Origin of the sequence: Ureibacillus chungkukjangi, from assembly GCF_044795995.1 — a bacterium.
Lineage (GTDB): Bacteria > Bacillota > Bacilli > Bacillales_A > Planococcaceae > Ureibacillus > Ureibacillus chungkukjangi.
Map to the genome: position 1 here is coordinate 522,394 of NZ_CP085009.1, position 19,091 is coordinate 541,484.

Genomic DNA, 19,091 nt, shown 5'->3' on the forward strand with positions numbered 1-19,091 from the left:
TTTGCTATTATGGTTGTAAGGGGGATGCTGCATGGATCAAACAACATTTGAAAAAAATTATTTGATGAATACAGTTCAAAAAACAGTTTTAATATTACGGGCGTTCACAAGGGAAGAACCGAAGCTTACATTAACGGACCTGAACAAAATGACAGGCATCGGAATCTCCAGCCTTCAGCGATTTGTCGCAACCTTGGTGCATGAAGGGTTTCTTATTAAAGATGAACGAACAAAACAGTATCAGCTAGGGCTATCCTTGTTTTATCTCGGTAAGCTGGTGGAGCAGGAGTCGACGATTTTAGCAGTTGCTGAGCCAATTTTAAAAGCGTTAAGCGAGAAAATCGGCGAAAGTGTTTCGATGAGCATTTTTGATGGCGACCAACGGAGATGCATCCTGAATTATGAAAGTGTACATTCACTAACGGCTCGAAATCAGGTAGGGGATACCTCGCCTTTATATGCAGGGGCTTCGGCAAAGGCGTTACTCGCTTATCTTCCGCAAGCGGAAATTGAGGAATATCTAGACCGAGTGAAAAGAGTTCCGATTACAAAATCCACGGTGGTTGATCGGGAGAAGCTCCTGGCTGAACTAGAGCAAATTCGTCTTCAGGGCTACGTGACAACAAAGAGCGAAAGAATTATCGGGGCATGCTCAATAAGCACACCGATTATGTCTCTTGGCAGACCCATTGCCTCCATCGCCATCATTATCCCGGACGTTCGTTTCAAGGATGAACAAACAGGAATGTATGCTGAGTATATATTAGAAGCCAAAAGAGAAATTGAAAGACAGCTTTCGATGAAATAGGATTAATTTAACTGCTGGGTAATAAGCTCTGGCAGTTTTTTTTATGTTTATTTGATGATTCTCTAGGGTACAAATTACTAATTTACATTAGGAGGAGACGACATGAATCCAATAGATAATGGAACACCGGGTAGAGCAAATATAGCAGTGACCTTCGAAAAACAGGAGGCAATGGCGATCATTGAGCGTTTGAAGGCAGATGGTATTCCAAAGGGAGATATCCATGTAGTAGGGAAGGAATTATATGAGTTTGCGAATTTGAAGTGGGATGCAGAAATCAATCTCCACCGAATTGGAAATCCAGGGGACAAAATTAAATCCTTCTTTACAGGAGAAGACTCTGAAATCGAGGGGTTAAAGCATTCAAAGCTCCCTGAAGACAAGCTGCAACAATTTAAAGAAATTATAGATAAGGGCGGCGTCCTAATCTATACTGACGAATACCTGCACACAACCAAAATCGTGAAGGAAATGGAGCGTGATCCAAATGTTATTGATGATCCGACTACCTATGATGATGGTACTGGATATGAGAATCGAACTTAAAGAAAGCAAGCTAAGTGATGAAAAAGAGGAAGTATAAAGGATTCATGTGATGAAAGCCAGTTTGGTTATGGGTTGGTGGGGGAATGGCGGTCATCAGTGGAATGAAAGCCACTTCGGAGAAATGCATGAGAGGAAATGGCGTTCATCAGGTGAATGAAAGCCACTTTGGGAAAATGCATGAGGTGAAATGGCGTTCATCGGTGGAATGAAAGCCACTTCGTGAAAAAGCAAGAGAAGAAATGGCGTTCATCGGTGGAATGAAAGCCACTTTGGATAAATGCAAGAGAAGAAATGGAGTTCATCAGGTGAATGAAAGCCACTTCGGAGAAAAGCATAAGTGGAAATGGCGTTCATCAGGTGAATGAAAGCCATTTTGGAAAAATGCATGAGGTGAAGTGGCGTTCATGGGTGGAATGAAAGCCACTTCGGAGAAAAGCATAAGTGGAAATGGGGTTCATCAGGTGAAAGAAAGCCACTTCAGAGAAAAGCATGAGAGGAAATGGCGTTCATCAGGTGAAAGAAAGCCACTTTTGAGAAAAGCATAAGTGGAAATGGGGTTCATCAGGTGAAAGAAAGCCACTTTGGAAAAATGCATGAGGTGAAATGGGGTTCATCAGGTGAAAGAAAGCCACTTTTGAGAAAAGCATAAGTGGAAATGCGTTCATCAGGTGAAAGAAAGCCACTTTGGAAAAATGCATGAGGTGAAATGGCGTTCATCCGGTGAAAGAAAGCCACTTTTGAGAAAAGCATAAGTGGAAATGCGTTCATCAGGTGAAAGAAAGCCACTTCGGAGAAAAGCAACAGGAATACTAGAATTCATTTCAACTCGGCCAAAGCCGATTCCGCCAGCTCGAACCTTACATCCCACTCAACTTCCACCACAAAAAATGTTTACCACCATCCCACCAGGGTATAAAACTAATAACCTATTAAAAGGAGGAATTCAAACATGTATTCAAACAATATGAACGAAAGCAATTACAAAATTGAAGTTGCACACAGTAGGAATGAAGCACTGGCGATTATTGACAGATTGAAAAATGATGGGATTCCAAAGGGTCAAATTAATATTATCGGGAAAGATTTATCTGGATTTGCAGATTTAAAATGGGATGCAGATGTGGATGTCCACAATGCCGGCAATTTTGCTGACAAATTTAAATCGCTCTTTACTGGTGAGGATGCCGTGATGGAGGGCTTACGCGATGCGGATCTACCAGAAAGCCAGCTAATTCACTATAAAGATGTAGTTGAAAATGGTGGAGTCCTAATTTATAGAGATGACTATATGGATACGACAGTCGTAGAACGTGACCTGAATACAGGTATGGATACGTACTCAAATGATCGTAACCCATTAATTTAAAATTATAAAAAAGAGCTGGAATTAGGCTCTAATAGAAGTATCCAAATAATTAATGAGGGCTGAAGCCTTTATTGATATAAAAGGAGGCGTTGATCCCAGAGGGGGTTGGCGTCTCTTTTTCCTATGGAACAGGTTTAAAAAATCACATATTGGGAAGTAAGTTAATAGACTAGTAAAAGGAGGGATTCAGGCATGTATTCATCGAACAAGATTGAGGTGGCTTATACGGTTGACGAAGCCATGGGAATTGTCGAGAGATTGAAGACAGGTGGAACTCCGATGGGTCAAATACATTTAGTTGGTAAAAATTTAGATGACTTTACAATCCTGAAATGGGATGCCGATGTGGATATGCATCGTCCGGGGAATATGATGGACAAATTTAAGTCGCTTTTCACTGGTGATGATGCTGTTATAGAAGGACTAAAAGGACGAGAAATACCTGAAGCAGACCTTGATCACTATAAAGAGGTTGTAGAAAACGGTGGCATCTTGATTTATGCAGATGATGAAACAAATGATTATTTAGAAACAAAAACGGTTGAGGCTGATCTAAAAGCTGAGCACATTTATTTAAATCGCCGTGACTATTATTAGTTTAAAAATACCTAAAAAAAAGTAGCGTTAACCCAATGGGGATGCGCTGCTTTTTTAGGGTTCTCCAAACCCTTCTCATATTACTTCCTATTATTATGTCTGTATGGTAGCCTATTTGAACAAGAATAACTAAAAAATGAGAGAGATTAAATCATGAAAAAGGAAATAAAACTCAATGTTGCTATTAGTATTTTAGTTGTCATTGCTGTGATGATTGCAACTGTAATCGAATTAGTTTCTTCCACCAATGCACTAAAAAATTCCTTAGCAACCAATTATCTCGAGAACAATTACAATTACGCAAATAAGTTGGCTGAAGGTATTCAATATGTAACAAGGGACTTTCAAAAAACTATCATCGGCATGGCTGAGCTTTCCAAATCGCCACATTTTGACCAAAACCAATTAGATATCTTAAAGAAATCTGAAAACGGGCACTTTAATTCCATCTTCATTACCGACGAAAAGGGTGTTATCCAGCTAATGAGTCCCGAAGTAATCGATTTCAAGGAAAGGGAAACGCCCGTAATAATACAGGCAGGCAGAAAAATCAACCCGGATGTGGTTGAGAAATCTTTAACAACTAAAAAGCCGTTTATCTCTGAACCATATATCACAACATCGGGAACAGTACTAATTCTCATTACAGCACCATTATTAAATGAGAGTGGCATATTTGAAGGAATGATGGTAGGGACAATCTATTTAGAGAAGGAAAATGCTATTAAAACCGTTATAAGCTCAAATAAATATCATGACGGTTCTTTTGTCTATGCAGTCGATCAAAATGGGCGAATTATCTGCCATCCAGATACCAATAAAGTTTATGAAAATGTTAGTGGAAATTCAATTGTGAAGACTGTAAGAGGTGGGGAAAGTGGCTCTAAAGTAACAGTTGAAGCAGGTAATGAGTATTTTGCAGGCTATTATCATATTAAAACTTTAGGCTGGGGAGTGGTTTTACTTACTCCTACGTCAATCATCCATGAACCCTTAAATAATCTAGTTTTTAAAATCATTACTCAGTCACTACTGATTTTACTCATAATATTAGTCGTTGCAATGTTCCTAGTAAAGCGATTAACCAATCCATTAACACGATTAGCGGAGTACTCCGAAAGATTAATTACGACCAATAAATTAAATCATCCAAATGATGAGCTAATCATTAATTCCAATATTTACGAAATCAATCAACTATACCGTCGAATGCGAATTCAATTATTGAGGTTAAACAAAGAAATTCAACTGGATGGATTAACCGGTGTAGCGAATCGAAAAGCTTTCGATATCGTTATCAATGAATGGATGGAGCAAAAGCAGCCGTTCTCCCTTGTCATTCTAGATATTGATAATTTCAAGCAAATCAATGACACCTATGGACATCTAGTAGGGGATGATGTGCTAAAATTTTTAACCTCCATCCTCATTAGTTTTTCGAGAGAAGGAGACCTTTGCTTTAGATATGGTGGAGAAGAATTCGGGTTATTGCTCAGAGAGAAAGAGGAAGAGGAAGCTCGAGACATTGCCGAACAATTCAGAGTGAAAATTGCCAGTACTGAAAGCCCAACTGGAAGACCAATCACAGTATCTCTTGGCTTGACAACACTTCAACCAAATGATGACACACCAAAAGTCATTATCGAAAGAGCGGACAATGCCCTTTATCAATCAAAACAGGCAGGGAAGAATCGGGTAACGGTTTATAAGCAAGGATAATGGCGAATTTAGTTGGATTTGATGATTATTAACTAAATTAGAAAGTTTATGAAATAGCTTAGAAGCCTAAGATGATGTCGGGAATATATGCCAAGAATACATGTCCTTGGAGAAAGAAAAGCCTAGTAGTGTGGTATTTGGGGAAGTGAAGACCAGGATTTGGATTAAAATCTTTCTCCCGTTAATTACCACTAAATTTCCCCCTACTTGTAAATTATAATGTTAAATACATCAAGATTTACAATAGGAGGAACAAAATGAAATTAAGAGCAAGGATGCTAGTAACTATATTAATAACTGTTTTTCTAATATTTGGTATTGTTTTCACCTTTAATATACTAAAAACAAAAACAATGTCTGAAGGTAATGCGAATCTCATACTCGAGGCTGAAGCAAACAAATTAAGCTTAAATGTGAGGTCTAATATCGAAGAATCACTTGATAGTGCGAGAGTGATGGTAAATGCTATGCAAGGTTTAAAAGAAACAAATTCAACAGACCGTGATCAAGTAAACTCGATGCTGGTTTCAATTATTGAGAAAAATGACTCATTTCAAGGAATCTGGACAATTTGGGAGCCAAATGCATTTGATAACAAGGATGCAGAATTTGCAAATACAAACTTCTATGACAGCACGGGGCGTTATGTCCCTTACGTATATCGAAATGATGCAGGTCAAGTAACGATAGATGCCGATGAGGGCTATGATGACCCCACTTTAGGAACTTACTACTTACTTCCGAAAGAAACCGGAGAGGAAATGGTGTTAGAGCCATATCCATATGAAGTAGATGGGAAAGTGAGTACCTATCTCTCAGTTGTCGTTCCCATAAAAGTTAACAACACAGTATCTGGAGTGGTTGGGGTAGATTCTAATTTAGATGCCATTCAAGATTACATTAACGATTATAAAATTTTTGATACAGGCTATGCCGTGATTGTTTCTGCTGAAGGGCAAATTGTTGCCCATCCTAATGCAGAGGTTATTGGTCAGGGTATAGACACGATATTTAATGATATTGGCTCAATCGAAGAAGTTTTAAAATTAGTTGATAATGGCGAGCCATATATGGATGAAAAGCAGGGTCTTTTATATGAATTCTCACCAATTACTTTTGGAGACAGTGCAAACGCATGGTATGCGATGGCAGTAGTACCTGAAAAAGAAGTAATGAAGGATGCAAACGATTTACAAAACATAACAATCTTTTCAATCATTGTCGGCTTATTGCTAATCTCAATTTCCATTCTTGTTCTAGCAAATCGTTTTACAAAGCCTATTAAAGCAATCACGGAAGTAGGAACAGATTTAGCTAAAGGTGACTTTACACGTGAAGTTCCTGCAAATTTCCTAAACCGCAAAGATGAAATTGGAGATATTGCTAGAAACTTTGAAACGATGAAAACGAGTTTATCAAGCATGTTATATAAAATTCTAGAGAATTCTGAGCAAGGTGCAGCAGCTTCTGAAGAGCTTGCAAGTAGTGCATCACAAACAGGTGAAACAGCACAGCAGATTAGTATGACAATTAATGAAATTGCAGACGGTACAGTCAGTCAATCTGAATATGCAAATACAATTCTCGATAATATGAAAGCTACAGTGGGAATCGTGGAAGAAGGACAAGAGGCTTCTTTACAGGCAGTGGAGCTAGCTAAGAAATCGAATTCATCTGCTAAAGAAGGTCAAAAAGTCACAGAAACAACGATTAATCATTTAAGAATATTAAACGATCAAGTGAAATCTTCTGCTGAATCTGTAAAAGCCTTAGGAAAACGTTCTGAAGAAATTGGCAGTATTACAACAGCTATCTCGGATATTGCCAACCAAACAAACCTGCTAGCATTAAATGCTGCTATTGAAGCGGCAAGAGCAGGGGAGCAAGGAAAAGGATTTGCAGTAGTAGCTGATGAGGTGCGTAAGCTAGCAGAACAATCAGCGCATTCTGCAAATAACATTACATTCCTAATCGAAGGAATTCAAAATGAAACAAAAGGGATTGTTCAAATTATTGAACAAAATCTTGAGTCTGTCAGAAAGCAAATGAGCTATATCGAATTAGTGGGGCAATCCTTAAATGAGATTGTAACGAACACACATGATACGGAAATGAAGAGTGAAAATATGAAGGAGATTTTAGGCTCTGTTTATAATAATACACAAACAGTATTGTCTTCGATTGAAGAAATATCAAGTATTATTGAGGAATCAGCGGCATCCTCACAAGAGGTAGCAGCAGCAGCTGTTCAACAATCTGCAACAGTTCAAGAAATTACTTCAAGCTCGAACTTACTTGCCAAAATGTCAGAGGAATTAAATGAAGAGGTATCTAAATTTAAACTTTCGTAATTCAAAAAGTCAGGTAGACTCGAATGTACATGAAACTTATTTAGCTACCATTCGTATATATTAAGTGTACAATCACGGTGAGATTTCACCGGAGTTTATGTGTAAGAAGGAGAAAAGATTTTACTTTGGATCATTGACTGAAAAAGCTATTATTTTTAGTCTACTTTGTTACTATTTCGGATGCATATTATTCAACAATGTTTATAGAGCCTAAGTTGCCGCCGCGACCACAAGCTCAAACTAACCAGATATCAATGCAAGATGTATCAATGGTTTACATGCGGTAGCAAGGATTAGTAGAGAGGTCTCCAATTTTGGAGGCCTTTTCTCATTTAAGGAAACTTTTTCCTATTAGAAAGCGTAATATTGTATAATTAAGGGAGGAGTTTTTTGTGAAGAATCATGTGATGCTATTATTGAGCTTTACTATAGCAACTATTATCGGAATATTCGGTCAGAATATGGCTTATTTTTTAAATGAAAATTTCTTTGAAGTAGCACCGATATTTTATTTAGCGGTTGTAACATTTGTAAGTATCAGTTTAAATATCTGTATTTTATTTTAGTCACGCGTTTGTATAGAAAACAAAAACTGATAGATATGAATTTAATGACATTTCTATATGTCATGGGCTGTTTCGTGGCATTACTTACGATTTGTTGGTCGTTATTTGTTTTGATTTGGTGGTGGGGATAGTAGCAAACTATTAAAGGATTGGAAGTGCTTGTATGAATATTGAATGTACTAGATTTCGCGTGAAGCAAGGAAAAACAATGAAGGTAAATGAATGGTTAGCCTTCTTAAATGAGCATTTGGACGATGTATTGGTTACTTTAGAAGGTGAGAAGATGTTTGTTGAAACCATCTTTCGAGAAGTCTTAAATGGGGACGAGTTTCTATATTGGTATTCAGTCCAAGGTACAGGGGGAGTAGACGTAGAAGCATCCGAACACTGGATTGACAAAAAACATCTGGAGTATTGGGATGAATGTATCGATAAAACATATCGTCCAGTAGATTTAAAAATTGAGGTAGTGATGATACCAAACAAAGTAAAAGCTTCTATGAAATAAGTTAGGAATTTGAGACTGAAACAAGTAATGGAGTTGAGGTTATGCAAAGGCTTGTGGTTATTACGATAGGGAAAACCCATAGTGGCAAAACGATTTTTGCAAAAGCTTTAGAAAAACAGCTGACTAATTCCTTTGTGATGGATCAAGACAATCAGGCTGAATTTATCAATACATATTATAAGAATCTTCAGCCCAACCAAGGGCCGAATATACTAAAGCACGCACTATCAAAGCAAATCGTTGACTATGCAAAAGAACATACAAATCTTCACATTATTATCTGCAACTCAAATCGAAGTCGAAAGGATCGCGAATATTTGCTAGAAGAGTTATTTCAGAAAAATGATTTTTATCGTATTCTAGTTCATCTGGATATCCCGAATGAAGTTCTTCTAAAAAGAGTGACTGAAAGTAAGCGAAGTACCAATATTTTAAGAGGAGCTGCGACTTCTTTTGAAGAAGTGCTAAAGCGGCAGCAAGCATCAAAAAGTGCATCACCTCCAATCGATGGTGAGGCGGATCGTTTGTTTGTCATAAAAGAAAGTGCAGAGGTGTATATTATTATAAAGGAAATTGTCCGAATTACTGAATCTTCGTGACGCTATTAATACGTTGAACTTGCCCAATAAATATGTAAAAATACTGTCAGTTCGTCCAAGAGATGAAATTGATAAGAAATTATTTACTTTACTGATCCAGATGGTTACAAGTTCGAAATATCATACAGGTACTTTATAGGATAGATTTGATTACTACAAACAAGAAAAAATATATGGATTTTTTTGATTAAGAGTTATATTCTTCTGCTAACAGGAGTGAAATATCAATAAAAACTGCTTTTGCTTATTGTATAAAGATGCAATTCGGCGAAGTATGAATAGACCATTTGAAAAGTCGATTCCTAAAATGGGAAATCGACTTTTATGTTGAATATTATTTAACCTAGTAAATGCGCATTCCGAACTCTACACCTATTACTTTTATTGAACATCAATGGTATGGCCATCAATCACAATACCTTTAATGTTTTCGTCGTTTAATAGGAATCTCTCTCCAGTTTCATCTAAATTGTATTGCCACTTAAAGCCTAATTCGGTTGTGCTCGTTGAACCTGGTTTTAGTTCAAACGTGGTATTATCGAATGTTATTACCTTTAGTTTTGGCGTATATTCTGGCAACTCGTTCTTCTTCCCATCTTGATGTGTTCCCTCGACACCTATACCATTTGCTGAAATATTAATAGTTTTTAGTGCTAACTTTTCATTGGATGAAGTTAAATTTATGTCTGTTTCTATATTCTTAGAGGTTTTGCTTTCACTTGCTTCAAAGGAAATGAGGAAGGGACCATTCGCTATCACCTTATCTGTGCTATATTCTACAAGACTATCAGCCATAATCGTGATTTCCTCCCCATCGAGGTTTTTAGTTGTATCAATGTCAAACATAGTAATGAGCTTTTTGTTATCTTCTGACATTTTTTGCTCAACCATATAACTTGCATTCTGCTTCCAATCCAACTCTAGTGCAGGAATTTTGATATCGCCAGAGAAGGCTGTTCCATCTTCCTTTTCAAATGACACAATGATGAGCGCGCTCTTACCTCCAATGATAGTTTCTTCTACTTCCATCTCTATACCCGAAACAATCTTAGATACTTGAGTGGAATTTTGGCTTTCAATTAAATCCTGACCTTCATGTCCAAGAAACATCGAAAAATATTCACTACCTTGAGCTGCCACCGTAGAAGCTCCGATGACCAACACAGTGGACGCAGCTAATAAACTTCTTTTAAACAATCTTCCTTTCACATTTTTCTTCACATTTTTGTTTTGCATAAACATTCCTCCATTTTAATTAGTAGAAGATGTCATCTTCCGATTCAAGCTAAGATTAAATGTTACTTAGTTGAATGTCTTTAGCATATAGAGGAGTTCTAAAGATTTGTTAAAAATTGTTTTAAGGTTCTCTAAATTTATTAATGATAATGATTCATTTGGGAAAGTAAGAAATTCTTTTGAATAATTTAGAAATCCTTTATTTCCTCTTTATAAAAACTTTATAATTTCCATCTAAACTGATTCTTGTTTTAAAAGAATAGGAGGTACTTATATGGAAGAGACAATGTCAATTATGTTTACGATAGAATCATGGTATGTATTAGTTCCCCTAGGACTATTAGGACTGATATGGATGGTAGGTTGGACAAAGCGTAAAAAACGAATGTTAAATGCAGCTCAATTTGTTGTTCTGACATCATTTGGGATATACTTACTTTGTGTTATTCACCTAGTATTTTTCCCAATTGATGTGAATATAGGACGCTTTGCCAACCAAACGCCTTGGTATAAAACAATTAACTTTATCCCTATCTTAACAATAGATTTTAAGACGTTCTTACTAAATGTCATTATGCTTATTCCATTAGGCATGTATATCCCTTTTCTAAACAAGGTTGAACCTTCTGTTAAGAAAATTGCTAAAATAGGGTTTAGTTTGAGTCTTTCCTTTGAATTAGTGCAACTTCTTTTTCGAATGGTGTTAGGAAGTGGCAGAAGTACAGATATTAATGACTTATTAGCCAATACTGCTGGTGCTGTTACTGGTTTTCTCATTGTAAGTAAATTGTTTAAAATACAGCTATTTAAAAGTATTTTACAGAGGTTACAGCTCTATCCAAAGTGAGGAGTCAATAAAAATGACTAAAATCTTAGTTGTAGATGATGATCAACAAATTGCCGAGTTAATAGAGGTGTATTTAAAAAACGAGGGATACGTAATAGAGAAAGCCTCGGATGGTATGGAGGCTTATCAAATCTTGGAGCAAACCTCTTCTTTTGACCTCATTGTATTAGATATTATGATGCCTAACATGGATGGGCTTGAGTTTTGCAAAAAAGTGCGTAAAAACAGTCAGATACCGATTCTAATGGTTAGTGCCAAAATAGGGGATATGGATAAAATCATCGGTTTAATGACGGGTGGAGATGATTATATAATCAAGCCGTTTAATCCTTTGGAGTTAACCGCAAGAGTGAAAGCATTGCTTCGGAGGGCTAATTATAAGCTTCATGAGAAGGATGAGGATGTAATTCGTGTTGGATTACTTGATATTGATAAACTAAGTCATACAGTTTCTGTAGAAGGAAATGTAATTAAGCTAACTGCACGGGAATTTGAGATATTATATTTACTTGCTAAGCATAGTGGACGAGTGTTTGGATCCGAAGATATTTTTGAAAGGGTGTGGAATGCACCGGGAGAGGGTTCAAACCCAACAGTGATGGTTCATATCAGCAATCTCCGAGATAAACTGGAGGCAGCCATTCCAGGTGAAACCATCATCCAAACCGTCTGGGGAGTGGGATATAAAATTGATAAGTAATGTAGTAAATCTCCTAAAGTTTCTGCCGAAATGGAAAGTTATACTATATATTATAACTTCTCTTATTTTAACTGCTGTGACAGGATTCATTCTGTTGCCGGCTTTAGAGTATTTAGAGGATACTTCCAGATTTTTTAAGAGCTTACTTTACGTATTATCTTATTTTCCTAAATTAATAGTCTTTAGTTTTTATATTTTAACTACGGGACTATACCTGGTAGTCATTTATCAATTCGAGCGTAAACGATATCTTGCTTTTTATCTAAATAAAATGACGGAGCGAGTCCACCGGATAGCAGAAGGAAAATATACGTCATTGGATATGTCAGTTCCACCTGAATTTCAATCATTACTTGAGGGAATTCAAAATATTATTGCTAAATCAGAAGAAGCAATTGGAGAAGTCAAAATGGCGGAACAATTAAAGAACGATCTTGTTACCAATGTTGCACACGATCTTAGGTCACCACTAACTTCAATTATTGGTTATTTAGAACTTATTAACAATGATCGCTATCGTGACGAGGTAGAGCTTCGTTATTATATTCAAGTGATTCATGAGAAGGCAGGAAGCTTGCATACGTTAATCAATGATATCTTTGAGTATACTTATATGCAAAATCGGCATGTCAACATTCAAAAGGACTTTGTTAATATTGAAGAAATGCTTAATCAACTAGCTGTTGTATCTAGAGTCCAGTTAGATGAAGTTAAAATGGAGTTCCGCCTATTTACTTCAGCGACAAACCCAATTGTTTTAGGAGATGGGGGGAAACTAGCACGAGTATTCGAGAATCTCATCCAAAATGCCATTCGATATGGTAGTGACGGTAAGTATCTTGACGTTTATCTAAGCGAAACTGAAAAAACGGTCGAGATTGAAATTGCCAACTATGGACAGCAAGCAATCCCACCTTCGGATCTTCCGCATATCTTTGAACGATTTTACCGTGTTGAAAAATCACGTTCACATTTCACCGGGGGCTCAGGGTTAGGGCTAACGATAACCAAAAGTATTATTGACCTCCATGAAGGTGAAATTTATGTAATGAGCACACCGGGAAGAACCGCTTTTACAATAAAGCTATTAAAGAAGTATTAGCTAATCAAAATAGGCTCAAAAAGATTAATACGGGTATATAAATAGTGTAATGATGAATTAGTTTTAATGAGCGACTGCATAAGTAGTGCAGTCGCTTTAAAATTGAACCCGGGGTGACCCAGACGAATGAAGCAATTTTTGTTGAATTGGTTCTAATCATTATTGCTTATTGATGCGCTCTCTTTCTAAGTATATGTATATCGATGTTTAACATCGTTATGAAGAAATTCAAAGACTACTTTTTATTGACTTGCATCATGATTTTAGTAACGTATTCTTCCTTATGGTTCCTAACAACCGTGTCATAAATATACTCTTCAAAAACATAATCCCCCAGGGTCAAATTTAACCGTTCCATCTCTGTAAAAAATCGCATGTAAGTATTGCGTACGGTTTTTTCATCCCCAATATGATAACCAATGAGAAAATCCCCCTTTACTGCTTTAAAATAGGGATGCCCCTCCTTTGGATTTGGTTGCTCAATATATAAATAGCTATAATTAGAGAATTCTCCGTTTAATACTTGCTCCCGTTCCGTAATACTCCCAATCGGGTATCCAGAGTCAAGATGCGATATATTCAATTCTTCGATAAAGTCTGATGTGACTTCTACAAACTCTTCATCAGTCATATTTTGAATTTTTCTACTCAAATAAAGTATTGCCTCTGGTAATTGTTCAAGGGTAATTTGACTAAAAACTAGATTTGAAGCTTCTTCCATTAATGCTATTTTTGCCTCAATCATTTTTTCCTTCGTTTCAATTTCCTGGCGCTTTTTCACAATCTCTTCTTTTTTTTGATACATTAATGATAAAAATCTTTCGGGCGATTTATTTTGCATATATTGTTGAATATCGTTAAGCGACATCCCAAGATCCTTTAATAAATCAATTACAAAGAATAATTCTAGTTGGTTAATAGAATAGTAACGGTACCCATTTTCTCTTTTCAATACCGGAGTCAAAAGCCCAATTTGATCGTAATAAAAGAGGGTCTGTTTGTTTACCTTACAAAGCTTCGCAAATTCACCAGTTGTTAGATATTTTCCTTCTTTTTTACTCATTTTCTACACCACCACCCTTGACTATATAGTTACTATATACACTAGGATTAGACTTGTAAATAAACAAAACAAATCTAATTTGCTTGTTTTGTTAAGGAGTATGAAGAAGATGAAGACACAGAAAATTACCTTGGGATTATTATTGTTGAATTTATTCATCGCCTTTTTGGGGATTGGCTTAGTAATCCCAGTTTTACCTACATTAATGACTGAGTTAGGTATAACGGGAACAATAGTTGGCTATTTGACAGCTAGCTTTGCTATTGCACAATTAATTGTTTCACCCTTTGCGGGGAAAGCAGCAGATAGATTTGGTAGAAAAATTATGATTGTTATTGGTTTATTTATTTTCGGTATATCCGAATTATTATTTGGGCTCGGCAAGGAAATCGAAGTGTTATTCATCTCGCGTATTCTAGGTGGAATTAGTGCGGGATTCATTATGCCAGCTGTTACAGCTTTTATTGCTGATATTACGAATCTAAATAATCGCGCAAAAGCACTTGGTTACATGTCAGCAGCAATTAGCACAGGATTTATTATCGGGCCAGGCATAGGTGGGTTTCTTGCTGAATTTGGAACACGAATCCCGTTCTTCTTCGCTGGTGGTCTTGGTATCATTGCAGGGATACTATCGATTCTTTTATTAAGAGAGCCAAATCGTACAGAAGAGACTTACGAACAGGACAAAGATGGTAAGGTTGGCATCAAACGTATTACCGCTCCAAAGTATCTTATTGCGTTTATCTTAATTTTTATTGCCTCGTTTGGTTTGGCAGCTTTTGAGTCCTTCTTTAGTTTATTTGTCGATCATAAGTTTGGGTTTAAACCCTCTGATATCGCGATTGTGATTACAGGAGGAGCAATTTTTGGTGCAATTGCACAAGTGCTACTATTTGAAAGGCTAACTCGAATATGGGGAGAAATTAAACTTATTCGATACAGCTTGATAATATCAGCATTACTTGTTTTTTTAATGACCGTTGTTCACACGTATTTCTCTATTTTACTTGTTACTTTTATTGTTTTTGTGGGATTTGATTTATTCAGACCAGCTGTGACATCCTATCTATCTAATATAGCTGGTAACGAACAAGGCTTCGTTGGGGGAATGAACTCGATGTTTACGAGTCTAGCGAACATAAGTGGGCCAATTATAGGGGGGATGTTATTTGATGTGGATATTAACTACCCTTACTATTTTGCTACAGTAATACTAGCATTAGGCATAGTTTTAACAATGTTCTGGAAGAAGCCGATAAATGATTATTCTACTAAATTGAAGGCTAGAACAACAGAACTATAATATACAAACAGAGCGTTAATCCAAAAAAGGATTAACGCTTTTTTTTATAGAGGTAATACATTTCATTTGTACATACGGAGGAGGTATAAAACTAATAACTTTTAAGGTTTTTTTAAGGTACATCATTGATAATTAAAATCAAGTTAAGTATGTTGAGTCGCTACTATAAACGACGGACAATATACTTGTTGAATGTTAATAAACTAAAAAATTTATGGGTGGCCAGAATCAAATGAAAAAAATATCTACTAAGATTATCCTTTTATCATTATTAAACTCAGTATTGGTAGCAGTTATAAACGTAGCTGCATCATTGATTATGCGAAGTGATGGCAGTGATGCAGCTGCAGCTGCAACTGCAACTAATTCAAATTTAGAAGCGGTACAACAAATGCAAACAGGTTTTATGATACCCACACCGGTATTGTGGGGGTTGATTATATCTTTAATTATAGGAGTTCTTTTATCTTATTTTTTAGGAAAAGCGATTGAAAAGCCAATTGTTAAAGTGACGGAGTTTGCTGAAAAAACAGCGGAATTAAATTTAGCTGATACAGATGATGAATTAGAAAAACTGATCAATATAAAAGATCAAACAGGTGATATGGCAAGGGCATTATATGAAACAAGAAAACAATTAAAAGTCATAGCTTCTGACTTACAAATGGTGTCTTTAACTGTAACCAATCAATCGGAAAACCTTACAAAAAATACAGGTGAAAATTTAAATGCAATAACACAAGTGGTAACAACTATAGATGAAATGGCTGTGGGTAACGCTGAACAAGCCGAGACGATGAGTGGAATTAGTAATACATTGTCAGATGTTGTTTCGTTAATAGATGAGATAGCTACTAATACTTCTTCCAGTTCAGTGCAAGCTTATCAATCTTTAGAATCAATAAATGAAGGTCAAACAAGTGTTGATATGCAGACGAAGAAAATGGATGAAACCCTCCGTGTATCTAATGACGTTAATCACTCCATAAATGAACTAAAAGGAATGATTAATCAAGTTACTGGGTTTGTTGGTATTATTACATCTATTGCAGGTCAAACAAATCTATTGGCCTTAAATGCCTCTATCGAAGCAGCTAGAGCTGGTGAAGCTGGTAAAGGATTTGCCGTGGTAGCAGATGAAATTAGGAAGCTTGCAGAAGAGACTTCTAATTCCGCAAAAGAAATAACAACTATTATTGAAAAGACTTCAGTAACGACTGACTTAGCTGTTTCTAATATTGCGCATTCAAATAAATTAGTAGATGAACAAAGAGATGGATTAAGAATTACAGAACAAGCTTTTAATAAGATAAAAAGCACGTATGAAGGGATTGTAGAAGGACTAAAACAAACAGCCACAGCTATGGGAACTGTGAACGGAAATTCTAAAACGGTATCTAGCCAAATTCAGGATTTGACATCACAAGCAGAAGACTTTGCAGCAAGCACAGAAGAAATATCAGCAACAGGACAAGAACAGTTAGCTTCTACTGAAAGCATTGCAAACTCTGCTAAAGAGTTGGGTAGCTTAGCAATTAAATTAAATGAACAGATTAATAAATTCAAAGTAAGATAGGGGGGCAGTTCATCATTAGTCGATAAAAACCAAGATCGTTGTCTCATTAATAATGGAGTCGGTTCAATAGTTGAATCGACTCCTTCTTCATTTTTTTATAGTTTGCTTAAAAATCACATTCCATTTCAGTTCTTCTGTAGGCAAAATCATAAGTAGCTTCAAGCATGCGATCGCTAATGTTAACGAGCTGTTTTGGATCCACACCAAAGTATCTGATTAGAAATTGCATCATGTTTTGTCTTTCTTTCTCCGTAATCATTTTACCACCCCTTACATTTTATTTGGTATATAACAGTATATTTAAATTGAAACTGATATATAACAGATGAATGCCTAATTTCCAAAGAAAATTTTAATATTATTGTATAAAAATGTAATTATTGAAACTTTTGGAAATTTCTAACGTAAATAAATTATAATGAATAGAAACGGAGCGATTGACATGAAAAAGGTTATTTTATCATTAGTAGCGTTCTTGCTTTTGTTAGGTGCACTTATTTTCTATTCGGAATTTAGAACGGTGAACTTTGTACACGCATTTCTTTCAGATCCTGAAGAATTAGCAGACAAAGTAAACGGGGTTACGATTTGGGGAGAGGGAGGCAATGGAACTGTCCAAACGCTAGCTACCTTCAATTCTAGCGAGGAAAAGTATGAAGAAGTAATTGCTGCATTAAATGAATGGGAAGTGAAGAGGACACTTTTTAGTAAACAGGATTCCTCTCAAGATATGTATCGAATAAACCTTTCAAATATAGAAAAACCCATTAATCCCTATGACATTTTAATAACTTCTGATGGGCTACTGAACATTCATGGCAGGGAATATAAGCTTGTAGATGGTCCTTCAATCGAGGATTTAATAGATATAGCGAAATAATAACAGCGTTCATTGGAGGTGAACACCTTGGAACTTAATTTAGAAAAAGCCATTACTTTAAGAAAAAGTGGAAGCATCAAGGAATCCAATGCAATCCTCACCGCATTAGTAAAAGAATTCCCGAACGATGCGGCTATCAACTATCAATGTGCCTGGAGCTTTGACCTATTGGGAGAGGAAGCAAGGGCAGTTTCTTATTATGAAAAGGCCATACAGTTGGGGCTACCCCATGAGGAACTAGAAGGAGCTTTTATCGGCTTAGGGAGCACTTATCGAGCTCTAGGTGAATACGAAAAATCTAAAAGTGTTTTCCTAAAAGCAGTGGAAGCATTCCCAGCTAATCGGGCAATCCAAACCTTCTATGCCATGACACTTTACAATTTAAATGAGCATAGCCAAGCGATGGAGCTGTTACTAAACTGTCTCATCGAAACAACAAACGATTCCAATATACTTGAATATAAAAAAGCACTTACTTTTTATGCTGATAAATTAGATCAAACCTGGGAGTAATTATCCCAAAGGAAAGGGGTTTACACAATGGATAAGATATTATTATCAATCAAGGATTTAAGAAAAAATTATGGCTCTAAAACAGTTTTAAATGGTGTATCCCTAGAAGTAAAAAGGGGAGAAATTATTGGTTATATCGGTCCGAATGGCGCTGGGAAAAGCACAACTATTAAAATCCTGCTGGGCATTGAAAGTGACTATTCTGGGGAAGTGAAAATCTTCGGACAGGATATTTCCACTGAAAATATGGAGTATAAGAGGAAGATTGGCTATGTTCCAGAAATCGCTGAGCTTTACGATAATTTAACGGGGTATGAGTATCTTACTTTTATCGGTGAATTATATGGTCTAGATTCTGATTTTGCTGATTTTAAGGCAAAGCGGTTGATGGATCTTTTCGGAATTGGGGAGGTCTATCATTCTCGTATTGCCTCTTATTCAAAAGGAATGCGCCAAAAAATATTAATTATTTCAAGCCTTTTACATAATCCAGAAATTCTATTTTTCGATGAACCGATCAATGGTTTGGATGCAAACAGTGTGATGATTTTTAAGGAAATTATGACACAGCTTGCGGCTCAGGGAAAAACAATTTTTTACTCCTCTCACATAATGGACGTGGTTGAAAAAATAAGCAGCCGAATTATCCTTCTGCATGACGGAAAAATAGCAGCAGATGGTACCTTTGAAGAGCTAAAGGATACGAATAAGGAAGGTTCACTCGAGCAGATTTTCAACGAGCTGACAGGGTTTAGTGAGCATAAAGAAATTGGGGTAAGATTTGTCTCCGTAGTAGGGGAGATGTAAC

Annotated in this window: 20 protein-coding genes; 17 read left to right on the forward strand and 3 right to left on the reverse strand. The window is 36.3% G+C overall.

Going from position 1 to position 19,091, the window contains the following annotated elements:
* The first annotated feature begins 31 nt into the window (after nt 1-31).
* The 9 genes from LG296_RS02635 (at nt 32) to LG296_RS02675 (ending at nt 9,060) form a co-directional block, all read left to right on the forward strand.
* Nucleotides 32-808 carry an IclR family transcriptional regulator gene (locus tag LG296_RS02635; protein WP_404427396.1) on the forward strand — a complete coding sequence of 259 codons (777 nt, stop codon included), beginning with the start codon at nt 32-34 and terminating at the stop codon, nt 806-808.
* A gap of 102 nt (nt 809-910) precedes the next feature.
* Entirely contained in the window at nt 911-1,354 is a 444-nt protein-coding gene (locus tag LG296_RS02640; protein WP_404427397.1) for a general stress protein, read from the forward strand.
* A gap of 949 nt (nt 1,355-2,303) precedes the next feature.
* Nucleotides 2,304-2,720 (forward strand): general stress protein, encoded by a 417-nt coding sequence (locus LG296_RS02645; protein WP_251399655.1) that lies wholly within the window; start codon nt 2,304-2,306, stop codon nt 2,718-2,720.
* A 192-nt stretch (nt 2,721-2,912) separates the two neighbouring features.
* Nucleotides 2,913-3,317, forward strand: a complete 405-nt coding sequence (locus LG296_RS02650; protein WP_404427398.1) for a general stress protein — start codon at nt 2,913-2,915, stop codon at nt 3,315-3,317.
* A gap of 153 nt (nt 3,318-3,470) precedes the next feature.
* Nucleotides 3,471-5,036: a diguanylate cyclase gene (locus tag LG296_RS02655; RefSeq protein ID WP_404427399.1), complete on the forward strand. Its 1,566-nt coding sequence runs from the start codon at nt 3,471-3,473 to the stop codon at nt 5,034-5,036.
* Nucleotides 5,037-5,293: 257 nt separating this feature from the next.
* A complete protein-coding gene (locus LG296_RS02660) occupies nt 5,294-7,387 on the forward strand; it encodes a methyl-accepting chemotaxis protein (protein ID WP_404427400.1) in 2,094 nt (697 codons plus the stop codon).
* 392 nt (nt 7,388-7,779) lie between these two features.
* Entirely contained in the window at nt 7,780-7,953 is a 174-nt protein-coding gene (locus tag LG296_RS02665) for a hypothetical protein (RefSeq protein WP_404427401.1), read from the forward strand.
* A 163-nt stretch (nt 7,954-8,116) separates the two neighbouring features.
* Nucleotides 8,117-8,461, forward strand: a complete 345-nt coding sequence (locus tag LG296_RS02670) for a DUF6176 family protein (protein ID WP_404427402.1) — start codon at nt 8,117-8,119, stop codon at nt 8,459-8,461.
* Between the two features lie 41 nt (nt 8,462-8,502).
* A complete protein-coding gene (locus tag LG296_RS02675) occupies nt 8,503-9,060 on the forward strand; it encodes an AAA family ATPase (RefSeq protein WP_404427403.1) in 558 nt (185 codons plus the stop codon).
* A gap of 381 nt (nt 9,061-9,441) precedes the next feature.
* On the opposite strand, the gene LG296_RS02680 is transcribed toward LG296_RS02675, so the two are convergent.
* Nucleotides 9,442-10,296, reverse strand: a complete 855-nt coding sequence (locus tag LG296_RS02680) for a hypothetical protein (protein ID WP_404427404.1) — start codon at nt 10,294-10,296, stop codon at nt 9,442-9,444.
* A gap of 274 nt (nt 10,297-10,570) precedes the next feature.
* On the opposite strand from LG296_RS02680, the gene LG296_RS02685 reads away from it, so the two are divergent.
* The 3 genes from LG296_RS02685 to LG296_RS02695 all read left to right on the forward strand — a co-directional run bounded on the left by LG296_RS02685 (nt 10,571) and on the right by LG296_RS02695 (nt 12,945).
* Nucleotides 10,571-11,143 (forward strand): VanZ family protein, encoded by a 573-nt coding sequence (locus LG296_RS02685; protein WP_404427405.1) that lies wholly within the window; start codon nt 10,571-10,573, stop codon nt 11,141-11,143.
* Between the two features lie 13 nt (nt 11,144-11,156).
* Nucleotides 11,157-11,843: a response regulator transcription factor gene (locus tag LG296_RS02690; RefSeq protein WP_404427406.1), complete on the forward strand. Its 687-nt coding sequence runs from the start codon at nt 11,157-11,159 to the stop codon at nt 11,841-11,843.
* A gap of 271 nt (nt 11,844-12,114) precedes the next feature.
* Nucleotides 12,115-12,945: a sensor histidine kinase gene (locus LG296_RS02695; protein ID WP_404427407.1), complete on the forward strand. Its 831-nt coding sequence runs from the start codon at nt 12,115-12,117 to the stop codon at nt 12,943-12,945.
* Nucleotides 12,946-13,180: 235 nt separating this feature from the next.
* On the opposite strand, the gene LG296_RS02700 is transcribed toward LG296_RS02695, so the two are convergent.
* On the reverse strand, nt 13,181-14,008 hold the full coding sequence (locus LG296_RS02700) for a MerR family transcriptional regulator (RefSeq protein ID WP_404427408.1): 828 nt from the start codon (nt 14,006-14,008) through the stop codon (nt 13,181-13,183).
* Nucleotides 14,009-14,108: 100 nt separating this feature from the next.
* Here LG296_RS02700 and norA point away from each other — a divergent pair, with 100 nt between their 5' ends.
* Both norA and LG296_RS02710 read left to right on the forward strand, forming a co-directional pair.
* Nucleotides 14,109-15,314 (forward strand): multidrug efflux MFS transporter NorA, encoded by a 1,206-nt coding sequence (gene norA, locus LG296_RS02705; RefSeq protein ID WP_404427409.1) that lies wholly within the window; start codon nt 14,109-14,111, stop codon nt 15,312-15,314.
* 232 nt (nt 15,315-15,546) lie between these two features.
* Nucleotides 15,547-16,890, forward strand: a complete 1,344-nt coding sequence (locus LG296_RS02710; protein ID WP_404427410.1) for a methyl-accepting chemotaxis protein — start codon at nt 15,547-15,549, stop codon at nt 16,888-16,890.
* Nucleotides 16,891-16,996: 106 nt separating this feature from the next.
* On the opposite strand, the gene LG296_RS02715 is transcribed toward LG296_RS02710, so the two are convergent.
* Complete coding sequence (locus LG296_RS02715) at nt 16,997-17,149, reverse strand: hypothetical protein (RefSeq protein WP_181417938.1); 153 nt, start codon at nt 17,147-17,149, stop codon at nt 16,997-16,999.
* A gap of 183 nt (nt 17,150-17,332) precedes the next feature.
* Here LG296_RS02715 and LG296_RS02720 point away from each other — a divergent pair, with 183 nt between their 5' ends.
* From LG296_RS02720 to LG296_RS02730, 3 genes are read left to right on the forward strand one after another with little or no spacing between them, the layout of a single operon-like run.
* Entirely contained in the window at nt 17,333-17,770 is a 438-nt protein-coding gene (locus LG296_RS02720) for a hypothetical protein (protein ID WP_404427411.1), read from the forward strand.
* 27 nt (nt 17,771-17,797) lie between these two features.
* Nucleotides 17,798-18,283, forward strand: coding sequence for a tetratricopeptide repeat protein (locus LG296_RS02725; protein WP_404427412.1), 486 nt, complete (start codon nt 17,798-17,800; stop codon nt 18,281-18,283).
* A 27-nt stretch (nt 18,284-18,310) separates the two neighbouring features.
* The gene (locus tag LG296_RS02730) at nt 18,311-19,090 is read left to right on the forward strand and encodes an ABC transporter ATP-binding protein (protein WP_404427413.1); all 780 of its coding nucleotides are present in this window, start codon (nt 18,311-18,313) and stop codon (nt 19,088-19,090) included.
* Nucleotide 19,091 lies beyond the last annotated feature (1 nt).

What these genes read in the sequence shown, in the direction of transcription:
- LG296_RS02635 (WP_404427396.1), top strand. Translation starts at nt 32, where the DNA reads ATGGATCAAACAACATTTGAAAAAAATTATTTGATGAATACAGTTCAA.
- LG296_RS02640 (WP_404427397.1), top strand. Translation starts at nt 911, where the DNA reads ATGAATCCAATAGATAATGGAACACCGGGTAGAGCAAATATAGCAGTG.
- LG296_RS02645 (WP_251399655.1), top strand. Translation starts at nt 2,304, where the DNA reads ATGTATTCAAACAATATGAACGAAAGCAATTACAAAATTGAAGTTGCA.
- LG296_RS02650 (WP_404427398.1), top strand. Translation starts at nt 2,913, where the DNA reads ATGTATTCATCGAACAAGATTGAGGTGGCTTATACGGTTGACGAAGCC.
- LG296_RS02655 (WP_404427399.1), top strand. Translation starts at nt 3,471, where the DNA reads ATGAAAAAGGAAATAAAACTCAATGTTGCTATTAGTATTTTAGTTGTC.
- LG296_RS02660 (WP_404427400.1), top strand. Translation starts at nt 5,294, where the DNA reads ATGAAATTAAGAGCAAGGATGCTAGTAACTATATTAATAACTGTTTTT.
- LG296_RS02670 (WP_404427402.1), top strand. Translation starts at nt 8,117, where the DNA reads ATGAATATTGAATGTACTAGATTTCGCGTGAAGCAAGGAAAAACAATG.
- LG296_RS02675 (WP_404427403.1), top strand. Translation starts at nt 8,503, where the DNA reads ATGCAAAGGCTTGTGGTTATTACGATAGGGAAAACCCATAGTGGCAAA.
- LG296_RS02680 (WP_404427404.1), bottom strand. Translation starts at nt 10,296, where the DNA reads ATGCAAAACAAAAATGTGAAGAAAAATGTGAAAGGAAGATTGTTTAAA.
- LG296_RS02685 (WP_404427405.1), top strand. Translation starts at nt 10,571, where the DNA reads ATGGAAGAGACAATGTCAATTATGTTTACGATAGAATCATGGTATGTA.
- LG296_RS02690 (WP_404427406.1), top strand. Translation starts at nt 11,157, where the DNA reads ATGACTAAAATCTTAGTTGTAGATGATGATCAACAAATTGCCGAGTTA.
- LG296_RS02695 (WP_404427407.1), top strand. Translation starts at nt 12,115, where the DNA reads ATGACGGAGCGAGTCCACCGGATAGCAGAAGGAAAATATACGTCATTG.
- LG296_RS02700 (WP_404427408.1), bottom strand. Translation starts at nt 14,008, where the DNA reads ATGAGTAAAAAAGAAGGAAAATATCTAACAACTGGTGAATTTGCGAAG.
- norA (WP_404427409.1), top strand. Translation starts at nt 14,109, where the DNA reads ATGAAGAAGATGAAGACACAGAAAATTACCTTGGGATTATTATTGTTG.
- LG296_RS02710 (WP_404427410.1), top strand. Translation starts at nt 15,547, where the DNA reads ATGAAAAAAATATCTACTAAGATTATCCTTTTATCATTATTAAACTCA.
- LG296_RS02715 (WP_181417938.1), bottom strand. Translation starts at nt 17,149, where the DNA reads ATGATTACGGAGAAAGAAAGACAAAACATGATGCAATTTCTAATCAGA.
- LG296_RS02720 (WP_404427411.1), top strand. Translation starts at nt 17,333, where the DNA reads ATGAAAAAGGTTATTTTATCATTAGTAGCGTTCTTGCTTTTGTTAGGT.
- LG296_RS02730 (WP_404427413.1), top strand. Translation starts at nt 18,311, where the DNA reads ATGGATAAGATATTATTATCAATCAAGGATTTAAGAAAAAATTATGGC.